The organism is Pseudomonas japonica (genome assembly GCF_013522925.1).
Classification (GTDB): Bacteria; Pseudomonadota; Gammaproteobacteria; order Pseudomonadales; family Pseudomonadaceae; genus Aquipseudomonas; species Aquipseudomonas japonica_A.
In genome coordinates this window covers 1-15,379 of record NZ_JAAMQU010000004.1, presented here as the reverse complement: position 1 = coordinate 15,379, position 15,379 = coordinate 1, and the positions used below count along the sequence as shown (strand labels likewise).

Sequence of the window (15,379 nt, the reverse complement as noted above, 5' to 3'; positions counted from 1 at the left end):
GGCCTTCACATAAAAGACCCTCAGAACGGCACGCTAACCCGCATCATCCCGGTTTGCTCGGTGTACCCGGCGCGAGTTTGCATGTCCATGGAAAACGACACGCTGGTGCCGCCACGGCTCACCGAGGCGAATTCCAGCCCGCCACGCAGCACCCACGGGCCCAGATCACTGCCTGGCGTGCGGAATGTCTGCCCGGGCGCGCCGGCGAACGCCGCAGTGACGACGTTGCCCTCGTCCAACACGTCATAAGCGACGCCTAGCTTGCCCTTGAGCTGAATGCCAGGCGCCAGGTCGTGGCTTACGCGGGTATCAAAGCCCAGCAGCAACTGGTCTGTGGTGCGGGCTTTTACGTCCAACAGCAAAGGCGCAATGCTGGAAGCTCCGCTCTCCCGGTAAGCGTCGTCGTGTACTCGGGTGTAGTCGGCGCTCAGGGCCGGCGTAACGGTTGTTGCCTCGGTCAGCGTCAAGCGCCGCGACAGCGCCACGCCGCTGGTGAGGATCTGGCTGTCCACGCTGGCGCTGGCCTGGGTGTTGTTGCCGCCGAAGTTCAAGGTACGGCGGCCGTCACTCTGGTTATGGCCCATGCCCATGTGCACGCTCAGCTCGGTTACATCGTCGAGCAGGTGGCTGCCGTAGGCGGTGAATTGATACAGCTCCAGCTGGTTGTTGCGCCCACTGCCGGCGCCTGCATCAGTAGCCTCGCTGTTGCCATACGCAAAGGCCACGCCGAACCGCGTGGCCCGCGACAGCACAGCCTCGGCGCCGAACAGCGTGCCGCCTACATTCGCCGCAAAACCATCGCCGGCAGTGCGTTGATTGTCGGCCATGCGCGCGCCAAAGGGTTTGATCCATACCCCGCCCTGCGGCTGCGCGAAGCTGGTGCCGAGCATGGGCGATTCGGCCAGGCGCTCGCGCAGGGTATCGGTGATCTGTTCAAGCATGAACTGGCTGGCGGGCAGGGCATTGGTGAGTGGCAGGCTTTGGCTCACAGCCCGTGCCACCTCGGCGCTGGAAGTGGCGCTCACGAAGTAGCTCGACAGCTCACTGCCAGTGCCCTTGGCCAGCTGGCTGTCCAGCACGCGAGCGGCGGCCTGAGCGGCGGCATTGCCTTTCACGGCGTCGCTTACTCCCGTAGGGCTTTTGGCGGCCAGGTTCAGGTCCAGGGTGTTGGCATCTTTCACCCCGGTGAAGTTGAACAGCTGGGAGTTGCTGGTCACGTTATAGGTGCCGTCGGAGGCGAAAGTACCCGCCGAGATCACGTTGCTCAGGCTGCTTACAGTGAACGGCTGCGAGGCGTCGGCCACGTTCACATACACGTTCGCTTGGTGGGGCAGGGTGGCCGTGCCGCTCACTACCAGATGGCCGTAGTTCGCGCCGTCGAGCACCCGGGTGCTGAAGGTCGCATCGCTGGCTTGCACATAATTGCCTTGGATCGTGGCCACCGCGCTGTGGCCCGGTGCGCCGGGATCATCCGGGTCCGGCCCTTGTGCCGCTACGGCCAGGGTGCCGCGGTTTTCGAAGGTAGGTACCTCGAAGCGGTTGCCATCCTGCAGGGTGACGGTGCTACCCGAGGTCACCAGCACCGGCGTGGCCAGTGCTCGAACCGCGCCGCTGAACCTGGCGGTGTCTTTCCCGTTGATGCGCAGCTGCGGCACGCTGGAGTCGCTGTCGATGTTCACCGCGTACCCGCTGATCGGGTCGGCAAGCACCGGGCCGCTGATATCGATGCCACCGGTGATGTCGCTGTTGCGCAGATAGATGCCCGCCTGCCCGGCGATGGTGCCGCTGTTGATCAGGCGCCCGCCCACCTGGGTATCCACCAGCAGCACGGTGAACGGCGAGGTGGGATCGGAGCGGATTTGCCCGCTGTTGCTGAGGTCGCCGCTGATTTGGGTGCTGGCGATGGTGAGCACGCCGTCGTCGCCACCCTGGATCATCCCGCGGTTGTCGAAGCTACCGATACGGCTGTTGCCTACCACCACGCCCGCCGGGCCTTCAATGTGCCCGGAATTGACGATGCCGCCTTTTATGAATGAGCCCCGCACACTCAGCGCGTAGGTGTGCGCCTGCAACGTGCCGCTGTTGCGTAGCACTCCGTAAACAGTGCTATCGCTGAGCCGCAAGCCGTTGTCCCAGCCGAACGATACGCCACTGTTGTCGATGTCGCCTTCCACGGTGCTGCCCAGGAGGGCGATGCCGGTGCCGTCGGCCTGGACGTTGCCACTGTTGAGCAGGCTCCCGCCCACGTTGGTGTCTTCCATGCGCAAGCCGTTGACCCCGCGCAGGTCCCCGCTGTTGCTGAGGTTGCCGCCGATGCCGCTGTTATCCAGGCTCACTGCGGTGGCAGTGCCGGTGATGGTGCCGGCATTGCTGAAGCTGCCTTCGATCTGGCTGGCGCGAACCTTCACCCCTGCGGCGCCTTCCACGCCGCCCAGGCCCGCGATAGTGCCGGTATTGATCACGCTGCCGGCCACCCGGCTGTTGTCCAGGAACAACCCGGTGCGCCCGCTCCAGGTGCCGCCCACGTTCTTGATGCCGCGGCTGCCCACGGTGGCGGTGTCGATCTGTACCGCAATACGGTCGGTGCTGGTCACGCTGCCCGTGCTGTACAGGCCACCGATCATTGAACCGCCATGAACACCCAGCACCGCCTGTGGGATATCCGGGGCCTGAACCGTACCCCCTTCCAGCGACAGGCTGCCGGTGTTCTGCACTGTGCCCTTCACCGTGGCGTTGTACAGGGCCAGCGCGCTGCTGGACGCCACGATGGTGCCCCGGTTGATGATGTTGCCGCGCACGTCGCTGCCCACCAATATGCCCGCGACAGCGGTGATGTCGGCTTCGTTTACCAGGTTGCCGGCCAACCGCCCGCTGGACAGTTGCACCCCGGTGCCCTCGGAGGTGATGGTTCCCTGGGTGAGGATGTTGCCGCTGACAGTAGTGTTCACCAACCGCAGGGCGTCGGAACTACCCCGCAGCGTGCCGGTGCTGCGCACGTCGCCGCTCACCCGGGTGCCTGTCAGCGCCAGGCCATATTGCCCCCCGCTGACTGTGCCGGTGTTCAACACGTTGCCATGCACGATGGTGTTGTTCAGTGCCACACCCACCACGTCGCCCTTTATGCTGCCGCTGTTGTTTACGTCCCCGTTGACGGTGGTTTCCAGGGTAAGCAGCCCATACACGGCTGCGCCGATCTGGCCGCGATTGCGTAACCCGCCGACGATGCTGGCTTCGATGTCGATACCATTGCCGGACGCCGACCCGGACTGGACCTTGCCGTTGTTGGTGATGCCTGCGCTGAGGCGTGTGCTGTCGATCAGCACCGCCGTGCCGTTGGTGGCCGCGCCTGCCAGGGTGCCGCTGGTGTAGTTGGTGATGCCGCCGTTGATGGAGCTGTTGGTAAGTGAGATCGCGGGTTTGCCACGTATCGTGCCGGCGTTGAGGATCTGCAGGCTGCCGTTGACCTTGTTGCCGCTGGCCCCGGCGGCACCGTTGCTGCCAAGGGTGCCGGTGCTGGTGACCTTAAGGATGCTCCCGGCCACCAGCACACAAGGGCCGCTGGCCGCGCCGCCGATCACGGTAGTGCCGGCGCTGCCGCATGCCGCGAGCGCCGGCTGTGCCGCAAGGCCGCCGATCGCCAGGGTGATTGCCCAGGCCAGGGTTCGAGGAGAGTGGTGTGTGTGAAGGTCGCCCAGGCCCCTACTGCACTGCCCGTTCCGGTTATTCCGTACCATGGCCCACCCCCGGCTCGTCGCCGATGTTGTAGAGAGGACTTGGGTATAGTCAGCAGCGGAAGGTGTGTCAAAGCTGAAACATTCAGCCAACAGCAGGCACAGACAAGCGGCGCTTACCCTCAGTGGGAAGCGCGTTTGACGTCAGCGGTATGCCGCTTTGAATCGAGGAAATTACTGCGGTATCAGCTCAACCCTGCCAGCCCGGCACAGAAGCCCACGGCATCTCATCCGCAAACAACTCGCCATCACAGCCGCGACGATGCTGGAACGGTTGCCGGCTCTGCCAGCGGCCCTGGCTGGAACCGCAATGGCGGCACGTCAGGCGATCGTCGCGCAGCGACCAATGCGTTTCCCAGGCAGTTATCGCGTCCAGTGCGAAGTTCAGGCCTGCGAGGTTCGATTGAAGTGCGGCCATGTGCCACCTCCGTGTGAGTGTGTAAGGATAGAACGGTGGAAAACCAAAAGGTTCGAGCCGGTGGTCGGGATATTTCGATCAAAAACAGTATGGCCTGTCCCCCTATAGCCTCGGCCCCATGGCTTTGCAGGGGATTTGTTCCCACGGTATCGTTCGCGCTTCATTGCCCAACCGAGGCCTTCATGTCCGACTTCCTTATCCAGCCTTTGCTTGAAGCCGACCTCCCCGAGGCACGGGAAGTGGTGTGCGAGGCGTTTGCCACCTTCATGGGGGTAGCGGCGCCGGGCGAGTTCTGGAACGACCGGGATTATGTGGAGGGCCGCTGGCGCGCGCCGCATACGGCCTGGTTCAAGATCCGGCTGGGCGGCACCCTCGCCGGGGTGGCAGGTGTTGCCCGGTGGGGCAGCCATGCCGTGGTGGGGCCCGTTGCGGTGCGGCCGGCGTTCTGGGAGCGCAAGGTGGCCAAGGCGTTGATGGCCGCGGTAAGCGGGCAACTGGACGCCTGGGGCGTGAGCCATGCCGGGTTGTTCACCTTCCCGGACAGCCCGCGCCATCTGGGGTTGTATCAGGGCTTCGGCTTCTGGCCCCAGGCGTTGACCGCCGTGATGGAACGGGCAGTAACCCCCGTGCCGCCGGGCGCTACCACCCCGGCGGTTGAATTGACCGAGGCGGTGCTTCAAGCCTGCGCCGGCCTTACCGAAAGCATCGCCGCAGGCCTGGATGTGCGCGGTGAACTGCTGGCGGTGGAACAACTCAAGCTGGGCGCCAACCTGTTGTTGCATTCACCCGACGGCGAGGTCGAAGCCTTTGCGGCCTGCCACTTTGGCCCCCACAGCGAGGCCGGCGACGGAGTGTGCTATGTGAAATTCGCTGCGGTGCGCGGGGGCGATCAGGCGCCGGTTCGAATGAACCGCTTGCTGGCCGCCTGTGACGCACTCGCCGTCGCCAACGGCCAGCGCAGCGTGATGCTTGGCGTGAACACCGGCCGCCGGGACGCCTATCAGCACCTGCTGGCCGCCGGTTTCGCCATGCGCATTCTGGGTGTGACCATGCACCGTGGCAGCGGCGGCTACGACCAGCCCGACCGCTGGGTGTTCGACGACTGGCGCTGAGCGCCGGCTGGGGCGCGTGTTCAGCGGCAGTCGCCCAAGGCCTCCAGCAATGGCCCAAGGTAGGCCTCGTAATTGCGCCAGCGCTCCACCGATGAGCTGTACAGCGGTTGGCGCACTTGGGTCACGCTGGCGGTGCGAATGTTGCGCTCGTTGCGGTGGAACGCCAGGCACGCGTCATCCCAAGGCAAGCCGCAGAACTCCAGCAGGCGTGCCGTTTGCCCAGGCAGGTCGGCTACCAGGTCCTCGTAGCGCACGTCCAGCAGGCTGCCGGCCGGCATCACGGCTCGCCAGTGGTCCATCAGCCGGGCGTAATGGCGGTAATGTCGCCCCAGTTCAGCCAGGTCATAGGTGGCCTCCTGATGTTCGCTGAACAGCCGGGTGAAGCACGACAGGCAGGTGTCCACCGGGTCGCGCCGCACGTGGATGATTCTCGCGTTCGGCAACATCGCCGGTATCAGCCCGGCGCCCATGTAGTTCGCCGGCAGCTTGTCGGTGATCCGCCGTGCCTGTGGCCCGTGGCGGCGCAGCCTGGTGAGGTAGTCGCGGCCCAGCGCGGCCAGGTCGCTGGCATTGGCCGGGGCCAGGTTCATCGGGTAGGGAAGCGGGCGCTGGCCGGGGAGTGGCGCTTGCAGCAACTGCATGAGGTCGTGCAGCTCGCCGGCCCCTGTCACCTGTGGATGGCTGGCCAATACCTGTTCGGTAAGCGTGGTGCCGGAGCGTGGCATGCCGAGCACGAAGATCGGCAAGTCGCTCGGGTCTCCCTGGCCTTCCAGTGAGCGCAGGCGTGGCGCGTCGAAGTGCTGGATGATCGCCTCGATGCGGGCCTCGTCCGCCTCGCTGCTGTAGTCGAACGTGGCCCGTTTCAGCCGCGCGCCTTGCTCGAAGTGGGTGAAGGCACGGGCGTAATCGCCCAGTTCGTCATAGCCCTTTCCCAACCCGTAGTGCAAGGCAATACGCCGGCCGGGGCTGGCCTGGGCGGCCCCGGCTAGCAGCGTTTCCATGTGTTCGAGGTTGTCGTCCCCTGGCCCGGCCTTTCGCGCCTGGGCCAGGTGGTACCGAGCGCCATGGTTGTCCGGCGCCTGATCGATGGCCTGCTCCAGCAAGGTGACGGCTTCTGGTTGATGGCCGCGCTCCAGCGCCAGGCTGGCCAGCCCCACCAAGGCTTCGGGGAAGCCTGGGCGCAACTCCAGCGCCCGGCGTAGCGCGGTTTCGGCACGCTGCGGTTCGCCTGCCTCGGCCGCCAGCGTGCCCAGTTGGCACCAGGCTTCGGCGCTGTCCGGCGTACGCTCCAGCCCGGCTTGTAGCAGTTGCAAGGCTTGCTCGCGCTGGTCAAGTTCGGCCAGGCAACGGGCCAGGCCGGCGCAGGCCTTGATGTGCGTGGGGCGCAATTGCAGGGCATGTTCCAGCAGGGGCCGGGCCTGTGCCGGGCGAGCCTGGCGAAGGCGTGCCAGGCCAAGGTTGCACACCGCGTCGGCGGACGTAGGCGCCAGTTCGGTGGCTTGTTCCAGTGCCTGAACGGCTTCGTCCAGGCGCTCGGCTTCCATCAGTACGGTGCCCAGGTTGGACAGCGCTTCAGGGTAATCAGGCCGGCACAGCAGGGCCTGGCGGTAGCCATGGATAGCCGCTTCAAGCTGCCCGCGGGCATGGGCGATGCTGGCCAGGTTGTTCAGTGAGGGCACCATGGTCGGCTGCAGTTGCAGCGCGGTGCGGTGACAGGCCTCGGCGCGGTCCAGTTCGTTGAGGTCGAACCAGGCCAGGCCCAGGTTGCTGTGCGCCGAGGCCAACGCGGGCGCCAGGGCTACCGCGCGTTCGCCATGGGCCACGGCCGGGCGGGGCTGGCCCTGCTGGCGCAGCATTTCGGCCAGGTTGCTGTGCAGCAGCGGCGCGTTGGGGGCTTCTTCGATCAGCCGTGCCATGGCCTGCAAGGCCTCAGGCACCTGCCCGTTCCGGTAAAGGTGCAGCGCCTGCTCGTGGCGCATGTCCAGTGGCGCGCTCTGCGGGCGGCCCAGCGGCAGCGCCTCGAGCACGTAGCGATATAAGCGCTCCACGCTCGCCTGGGCGCTTTCACGGTGTGTGTCCAGGCGCAGCTCCGGGGATGTCGGCGCTTCGTAAGGGGCGCTGATGCCCGTAAAGGCGGGCAGCTCACCCGTGCGGGCGCGGCGATAGAGGCCTTTGGTGTCTCGCTGTTCGCAGGTGGCAAGGTCGGCGGCCACGTGGATCTCATGGAAGCGGGGCGTGGCGTTGCGGGCGCGCTCGCGGTCGGCGCGGTAAGGGGATATCAGCGACACGATGCACAGCAGGCCGGCATCGGCGAACAGCGCAGCCACCTCGGCGGTACGCCGCACGTTTTCGCTGCGGTCCTCGGGGCTGAACCCCAGGTCGGCATTCAGGCCGGTGCGCAGGCAGTCGCCATCGAGCAGATAGCACGGGTAACCCGCAGCGCCCAGGCGCTCGGCCACGGCTTCGGCCAGGGTGGTTTTGCCCGCGCCAGACAGCCCGGTCAGCCAAAGCACGGCGCCCGCGCGTGAAGAAGAGGTTGCTGGGGTAGTGGTCACGACAGCGCTCGCTCCGGTCAGTGGTCGCAGCAGCATAGCCCACCGGCGGTAACTGCGTAGCGCGGCCGTTACGATCCCTTGCCGACCTGCGCCGGCAAGGGTTTGCCAGGCATCAGTCGGCCAATGCCTGCTCGGAGGCGCGGGCGTGCCTGGGCGCAGCGGGCATCGGTACGGCGGGCTCGGGCTGAGGTTTCACGTCTTTGGTGAAAGTGCCGTCTACCTCACCCTTGAAGAAGTCCTTGCCGTAGATCAGCAAGCACAGCACCACGCCGATGGCGAAGGCCCAGCTGGCACCCTTGATCGCCAACACCGCGCCGATGACGCCGGCGATTCCCAGGTCGCGCTGGCTGCGCGCTTCGAGGATGCCCAGGCGCACGCTTACGTAGCCCTGGATCAGCAAGGTCAGCGACAGCGCCACGCCCAGAATGGGTTGCACCAGGGTTACTACCGGCAATAGCAACAGGCCCGTGTTGGTGCCCCAGCGGAAAGACCCAACGCCGCCGATGATGGATTTCATCGCCTTGGGCCCGCCCTTGAATCGCTCGATCACCACCACCAGCATGGCGGCCCATTTGGGCCCGCACATGGCCACGTCCGGGCCGAAGATGCTCATGAAGGCGTTGCGCGCGCCGAAGATCAGGTGCGCGCGGTCGGGGTTGTAGTCCACGGCCTCGTCGGTGCGCACTGTCTCGGCCTCGTCGAGCAAGGCCTTGGCGCTCAGCACGTCGCCGAACACGATGATGTACACCGCCAGCATGGTGGGCACGGCGGAAATGAACATCGACAGCAGTGGCATGCCCAGGCCGAACACCGTGTAGCCGTGCCACAGGCCGGCGAAGTCAGGTTGGCTGATGCCCCACTGGATCGTCGGCCACGGCGCTTCGCCGAACAACGGCGCGATCACCACCGCCAGCAGGATGATCGGCAGGATGCCGAGCTTGGCGAAGTTCCACCAGAAGCGGTTGCGCTGCTTGAGCGCATTAAAGTGCGTGGAGAAGATCAAATAGAAGGCGATGCCCACTGCGATCGAGATGGTCATGGGCAACACGTTGAACTTGCCGCCCACCTGGAACACGGCGATCACGGCGCTGAGGCCGGCGCCCACGATAATCCCCGATTTGATTGCCGGCGGCACGTATTCCACCACCTTGCGCGCCATGCCAGTGGCCCCGAGCGCAATGGAAAACACCCCCAGCATCAACTGGAAGGCAATCAAGGCGTGCACCCGTTCCGGGCCCATGGGGAACTGCGCACAGTAGGTCATCAGCAGCGGCACCGCCGGGGTGATCCAGCCTGGCACGGTGGGGTCACCCAGCAGGTGATGCGTCAGGTACAGCAAACCATTGAGCATCACCACCGCCAGGGCCACCTCGAATGGCATGCCCAGCAGCTCGGTCATCAGCGGGATAGCCGCAAGGTCTACCGCACACATCAGCAGGCCCTGCAGGTAGTCGGGCATCTCGAGCTTGTAGTGGAGGAACGGCAACCGGACCTTGAACGGTCCCAGGGGGATGTAAGGGCTTTCACGACCCGCAAGCGGTGTATCGGACATGGTGGGCACCTGAATTATTGGTTTTATAAGGGTGAGGCCCGGGTAAACCCGGGCGAGAGCCTGCGGCGCTGCGATCAATACGCGCTGCGGTAAATTTTCTCGATATCACTGGCGGTAAGTTTGCGCGGGTTGTTGCGCATCAACCGGTCAATCTTGCTGGCTTCCTCGGCCATGGCCGGGATCGCGTCTTCCGGCACGTTGAAGCTGCGCAGGCCGGTAGGGATGTCCACGGCGGCACACAAATCGCTCATGGCCTGCACGGCCAGGTCGGCGGCGTCCCGGTCACTCAGGTGGGCCACGCGCAGGCCCATGGCCTCGGCGATGTCGCGGAAGCGCTCCAGGCAGGCCATTTTGTTCCAGGCCATCACGTAGGGCAGCAACAGGGCGTTGCTCACGCCGTGGGCGATGTTGAAGCGCCCGCCCAGCGGGTAGGCCAGCGCATGCACCGCGCCCACGCCGGCGTTGCCGAATGCCATGCCGGCCATCAGGCTAGCGGTGGCCATGTCCTCGCGGGCGCTGAGGTTGGAAGGGTTGGCGTAGGCCTTGGGCAATGCGCGGGCGATCAGCTTGATCGCACCCAAGGCAATTGCATCGGTAATCGGCGAGGCGTTCACCGATATGTAGGATTCCACCGCATGCACCAAGGCATCCACGCCACTGGCGGCGGTCACGCTGCGGGGGCAGGTGAGGGTCATGACCGGGCTTACCAGGGCCACGTCCGGCAGCAGGTAATCGCTGACGATGCCTTTTTTCAGCTGGGCCTGTTTGTCCGAGAATATCGCCACATTGGTCACTTCCGAGCCCGTCCCGGCCGTGGTGGGAATGGCGATCAGGGGCGGGCCCTTGCGTTTCACCAGGTTTACCCCGAACAGCTCGGTCAGGGGGCCGTCATGGTGAGCAAAGGCGGCAACGCCCTTGGCGATGTCGATGGCACTGCCACCGCCCACGGCGATCAGCGCGTCATGGCCCCCCTCGCGGTAGGCGCGGGTGCAGTCCTCGACGATGGAGAGTTCCGGTTCGGGCTTGACCTGATCGAACAGGCCATGCTCGCGCCCACCCAGTTGCGCCTGGGCCAGCGCCACGGTGCCCGAGCTCACCAGAATGGCATCGGTGACGATCAACGGGTTGCGTACGTTCAGGCGGGTGAGTTCGGCCGGCAGCTGTTCCAGCGCAGCGGCACCGGTAATCAGAGTATTGGCGATCTTGAAGGCAGAGAGGCTCATCGGCTCGTCCTGTAGGCGTTGTTGTGGGGAGCGTGCCTGATGGACGTAGCTAAAGCTGTGCCAACCCTGCGCAGGCCTTGGGCTAGAGCGGTTGAAGGGTTTTGCCGAGCGGCAGAGGGGGCCGCAGCGATTGGCAATCGAATCAAAATCAGCGGCGTTGATTGAAATCCTAATCGGAGCGTTCCCAGCGTTTCATTTTCTGCACCACAGTGGCCTGGCTTACCCCTAGCGCCTTGGCGGCAAGGCGGGTGGTTTTGTGTGCCTGCAGCGCTGCGCGGATGGCCGCGCGTTCGGCGTTCTCCAGCACCTTGCGCAGCGGCAGGCGGCTGTTTTCGGCGGGCGAAGGTGCCAGCTTGAGAATCTCTTCGGGCAGGTCCAGGGCGTTTATGGTACCCGTGTGGTTGGTCACTACCAGCCGCTCCACGATATTGATCAGCTCGCGAATGTTCCCGGGCCAGGTGTAGTCGCACAGTAGGTCGAGGGCCTCGAGGCTCAGCTGCACCTCGCGCTCGTAGCGGCCGTTGAAGCTAGCCAGGTAGTACTCCAGCAATGGAGGGATGTCTTCCCTTCGCTCGCGCAGCGCGGGGATGCTGATGGGCACCACGTTGAGCCGGTAGAAAAGGTCTGCGCGGAACTTGCCCGCGGCCACCTGGCTTTTCAGGTCGTGATGGGTGGCGCTGATGATGCGTACGTCCACCTCCTTGAGCTCCAGCCCGCCCACCGGGATAAAGCGGTTTTCCTCGATGACCTTGAGCAGCTTTACCTGCACCGGCAGCGGCAGGTCGCCGATTTCATCAAGGAACAAGGTGCCATGGTGGGCCAGTTCCAACAGGCCTCGCTTGCCCTTGGGGCCGGCCCCGGTAAAGGCCCCGGGGGCATAGCCGAACAGCTCTGCCTCGATCAGATTCTCCGGCAGGGCGCCGCAGTTGAGCGCCAGGAAGGGTTCTTTCGCCCGGGGGCTGGCGTTGTGAATGAACTGAGCGACCAAGGTTTTACCCACCCCGGTTTCGCCTTGTAGCAGTACTTTCACCGAACTGGCAGCTACTTGCCGGGCGAGGGCGAACACCTGACCCGACACCTCTTGATGGGCCACCATCGGCGATTGCAGCAGGTTATCCCGCTGGCCGGCATGCAGCCGGGCAGTGCTGTTGCGCAGCTGCTTGAATTGAGCGAGTTCGTCGCGCTCGTGCTTCATGCGCAGCAGCTCGGTCATGTCCCGCACCGTGCTCACCACGTAGCGGATGCGCCGCATGTCATCGAAGATCGGCGTAGCACTCACCAGCAGTTGCTTGCCTTGGCTGAGGCTCTGCATCACCGATACGGGCTGACCATCCTGCAACACCCGCAGCGAAGCGGACTGTGAAATCACCCCTTCCTTGACCAGCGCCTGCATCGGCCGGCCCAGCAGCGCTTCGCCATCCAGCCCGGTGAGGCGTTCATAGGCGCGGTTCACCTTTAGCGTGATGCCTTCACCGTCAGTGATGTACACCCCGTCGTGAAGGGCATTGAGGAGTTCTTCGAAACTCGAATCGCTGATGTTCACCGGGTTCTCCGCCTGGGGTGTTCAAGCGGAGTTTAAGGGATTTTGCGGGCGGGCCCCTCCCTCAGAACGGCAGCCTGAATTTCACCGAGGCGGTTTGGTCGGTGTAGTCGCTGCGGGTTTGCGCGTCGTAGTTCACCGACAGCTCGGCGCCATTGCTGAAGGTGGTGGCCAGGCCCGCGCCGCTGCGCCACAGCCACGGGCTGGCTTTTTCGCCGGGGGTGGTGAAGGTCTGGTCCGGTGCCCCTGCGAAGGCGGCTTTTACCGCGCCGTCGTCGTTGATCAGGTCGTAGCCCACACCCAGGTTCAGCTTCAGCGCGGTGCGTGGGGTGAAGGCATGGGCCAGGGTGCCGTCGAGGCCGGCGATCAGCTGGTTGCTGTGGCGCTCTTCCACGTTGAGCAGCAGCGGCGCCAGGCCGCTGGACCCATGCTCGCGGTAGGCCTCGTCGCGGATATGGTTGAAGTCCAGGCGTAGCGCGGGCAGCAGTTGGGTAGTGTCGCTCAGCTGCAAGGTGCGGCCCAGGCTGGCGCCGACGGTGGCGATCACGCTGTCGTAGTCGCCCTTGGCCGTGCCGCTCACGCCACTCAAGGCGAGGGTGCGCTCACCCTGCACGCTGTTGTTGCCGGCACCGGCGTAGAGCATCAGCTCGGTGGTGCGATCCAGTGCATAGCTGCGGTAGCCGAGGAACTGCCACAAATCCAGCTGGCTGCTCTGGGCCGCGCCTTGCACGTTGGTGGTTTCGGCGTTGGCGTAGGCAAAGGCCAGGCCGGCGCGGGAAGTGGAAGAGAGCCGGGTGTCCATGCCGATCACCGAACCGCTGCTGCCACCGGTGCGCCCGCTGGCGTAGCTGAAGGGCTTGCTCCACAGGCCGGGTGCGTTGTTCAGGCCGTCCGCCGAGAGCAGGCCGTTGGCGATGCCCATGCGCTCCTGCACCGCCAGGCCGATGGCCGACAGCGCGCCCTGGCTGGCACGCAAGGAGGCGTTGGTCTGCGGCAGGGTTTGCGCCAGGCGGCTGGCGACCTCGGCGTTGCTGGTGGCGCTCACGAAGTAGGGGGTAAGTGCGCTGGCACTGCCCAAAGCCAGTTGCTGGTCCAGCACCCGGGCGGCGCCGCCGGCACCGGTCAAACCCGCTTCACTGGCGGCGACTCCAACACCGCTGGAGGTTTTGGCGACCAAGGTCAGGTCCACGGTGTTGGCGTCCTTCACCGCGCCGAAGTTGAACAGCGCCGAGTTGCTGGTGACGGCAAAGGTGCCGTTGGACTTGAGCGTGCCGGCCTTGATCACATCCTGCAAACGGCTCACGGTGAACGGCTGATTGGCGCTGGCCACGTCCACGTCGATGCGCGCCTGGCTGGGCAGGGTGGCGGTGCCGCTGACCACCAACTGGCCGTAATGGGTGGCGTCGGTGACTTCGGTGCGCAGTACCGCGCCGTCGCGCTGAATGTAGTCGCCGGTAAAGCGGGCGGGCTTGGCTGCAGCCACAGGCGCGGTGAGCACCAGCTGCCCACGGTTGGTGAAACTATCGACGGTCCAGCGATCACCCGGCGCCAGGTTGTAGCGCGCGTTGCTGTAGAGGTAGGCCTTGGTATTGGGCGCGTACACCGCCCCTTTGAACCGCGCCGTACCGTTGCCGCCGATGGCCAGGGTGGGCAGGGTGCTCGTGCCGTCCACGTAAAGCGCGTACTGCCCGCCGGCCAGGGTCCCGGTGTTTACCAGGCCGCCCAGGCTGCTGTTGGTCAGCGTGATCCCCGCGCCGCGCCCGCTCATCAAACCATTGTTGGTCACGCTGCCACGCACAGTGCTGTCGGTAAGGCGCAGCGCGCTGCCCAAGTAGCCGTCGTCATAACTGTTGTAGCGAATGGTGCCGCGGTTGATGAAGTCGCCCGCCAGCTGCGCGCGGGTCAGTATGGCTCCGTCGGCACCGAGGATGAGCCCGGTGTTGATGAAATCGCCGAACACGCTGGCGCCGCGGTCCAGCTCGATGCCGGTGCCGTGGTAGTCGCCGTCGATGCGGCCGCTGTTGATCACGTCGCCGAGGATCGCGCCGCCGTACATGTGCAGCGCTGGTAACCCTCCATACAGCGAGCGCATGACGCCCGTGTTGATCAGGTCGCCCTTGATCAGCGTGTCGGTCACGTCGAATTCGCCGGTGCCGGCCGTGATCGTGCCTTCATTGACCAGGCTGCCCAGCACACTGCTACTGATGCCGACGAAGCTGCCTCCGTAGAGCACGCCACGATTGATCAAACCGCCTTCGATCGTGCTGTCACCGATGCCCAGGGACGTGAAGCCCGAGGCGATCGAACCTTCGTTTATGAACTGCCCATACACGTGGGTACCGGTAAGTGCCGTATAGGCGAGGCGGCCTGTGTTCACGAAGTTGCCGAGTAGAGTGTCGTTGGTCAGGGTAAGGCCGCGGCTGAAGGCGGTGATGGCGCCGCTGTTACGGAAATCCTCGCGGATAATGCTGCGCTCGATCACCAGGCCGTCCTCGCTGCCATCGATGCGGCCACTGTTGTCAAAACGGGTAAGGCCGACGTCCGAGAGCGTCATGGCAACGTTGCCAGTGATCTGGCCTGCATTGGTAAGGGCGCCCAGGCCCGCGTGGCTGATGGAAACCCCTTCGACGGCGCCCTTGATAAGGCCGGTTCTGGTGTTCGCGAAACTGTCGAGGGCGGTATCTTGTGCGGTGATGCGCACACCGTAGTCGCCGCTGAGGGTACCGCTGTTGGCCAGGGTGTGGTTGTAGCCGGTAAGGGTGACGGCGGCGCCGGAGGGCACCTCGATGGCGCCACTGTTGGTAACCGTGAGGCTTTGCCCCTGACTCAAGCTGCACGCCACTGTGATAGCGCTGCTCACGGTGGTGATTGCCGTGGTACAGCTGTCAGCCGCTTCGGCCAGGCCCAGCGGCCCGGCGAGGGCTAGCAACAGCGCGGCCTGCAGCCGATGATAAGGGTGGCCGCCGAGGCCAGAGAGGTGAGGGCTGCGGTTGTCCATAAAAGGTGCACCCTATTGTTGTGGAGGGGCGGTTGCGAATGTAGGAGGGGGCGAGAGCCCCCGGACTTTGAGCCTGCTTTGGTCCATTCCCCGGCTACGCCGGGTCCCACAGGTGTGACCAAGGCTACGCCCTAGAACGGCAGCCTGAATTTCACCGAGGCGGTTTGGTCGGTGTAGTCGCTGCGGGTCTGGGCGTCGTAGTTCACCGACAGCTCGGCGCCGTTGCTGAAGGTGGTGGCCAGGCCGGCGC

At 65.2% G+C, this 15,379-nt stretch carries 8 protein-coding genes; 1 reads left to right on the top strand and 7 read right to left on the bottom strand.

Going from position 1 to position 15,379, the window contains the following annotated elements; translation table 11 throughout:
* Window positions 1–20: 20 nt before the first annotated feature.
* Together G7016_RS07190 and G7016_RS07185 are read right to left on the bottom strand one after the other, a co-directional pair.
* Window positions 21–3,734 carry an autotransporter outer membrane beta-barrel domain-containing protein gene (locus tag G7016_RS07190; protein WP_181112236.1) on the bottom strand — a complete coding sequence of 1,238 codons (3,714 nt, stop codon included), beginning with the start codon at window positions 3,732–3,734 and terminating at the stop codon, window positions 21–23.
* A gap of 187 nt (window positions 3,735–3,921) precedes the next feature.
* On the bottom strand, window positions 3,922–4,149 hold the full coding sequence (locus G7016_RS07185) for a hypothetical protein (protein ID WP_181112234.1): 228 nt from the start codon (window positions 4,147–4,149) through the stop codon (window positions 3,922–3,924).
* Between the two features lie 182 nt (window positions 4,150–4,331).
* Between G7016_RS07185 and G7016_RS07180 the strand changes: the two genes are divergently transcribed.
* Window positions 4,332–5,261: a GNAT family N-acetyltransferase gene (locus G7016_RS07180; protein WP_181112232.1), complete on the top strand. Its 930-nt coding sequence runs from the start codon at window positions 4,332–4,334 to the stop codon at window positions 5,259–5,261.
* Window positions 5,262–5,281: 20 nt separating this feature from the next.
* Here G7016_RS07180 and cysC read toward each other — a convergent pair whose 3' ends face one another.
* The 5 genes from cysC to G7016_RS07155 all read right to left on the bottom strand — a co-directional run bounded on the left by cysC (window position 5,282) and on the right by G7016_RS07155 (window position 15,129).
* Window positions 5,282–7,816 (bottom strand): adenylyl-sulfate kinase, encoded by a 2,535-nt coding sequence (cysC, locus tag G7016_RS07175; protein WP_181112230.1) that lies wholly within the window; start codon window positions 7,814–7,816, stop codon window positions 5,282–5,284.
* A gap of 112 nt (window positions 7,817–7,928) precedes the next feature.
* Window positions 7,929–9,368: a hypothetical protein gene (locus tag G7016_RS07170; RefSeq protein WP_181112228.1), complete on the bottom strand. Its 1,440-nt coding sequence runs from the start codon at window positions 9,366–9,368 to the stop codon at window positions 7,929–7,931.
* A 74-nt stretch (window positions 9,369–9,442) separates the two neighbouring features.
* Complete coding sequence (locus G7016_RS07165; protein ID WP_181112226.1) at window positions 9,443–10,591, bottom strand: iron-containing alcohol dehydrogenase; 1,149 nt, start codon at window positions 10,589–10,591, stop codon at window positions 9,443–9,445.
* Window positions 10,592–10,760: 169 nt separating this feature from the next.
* On the bottom strand, window positions 10,761–12,134 hold the full coding sequence (locus G7016_RS07160) for a sigma-54 interaction domain-containing protein (RefSeq protein WP_181112224.1): 1,374 nt from the start codon (window positions 12,132–12,134) through the stop codon (window positions 10,761–10,763).
* A 61-nt stretch (window positions 12,135–12,195) separates the two neighbouring features.
* Window positions 12,196–15,129: an autotransporter outer membrane beta-barrel domain-containing protein gene (locus G7016_RS07155; RefSeq protein WP_181112222.1), complete on the bottom strand. Its 2,934-nt coding sequence runs from the start codon at window positions 15,127–15,129 to the stop codon at window positions 12,196–12,198.
* Window positions 15,130–15,379: the final 250 nt, after the last annotated feature.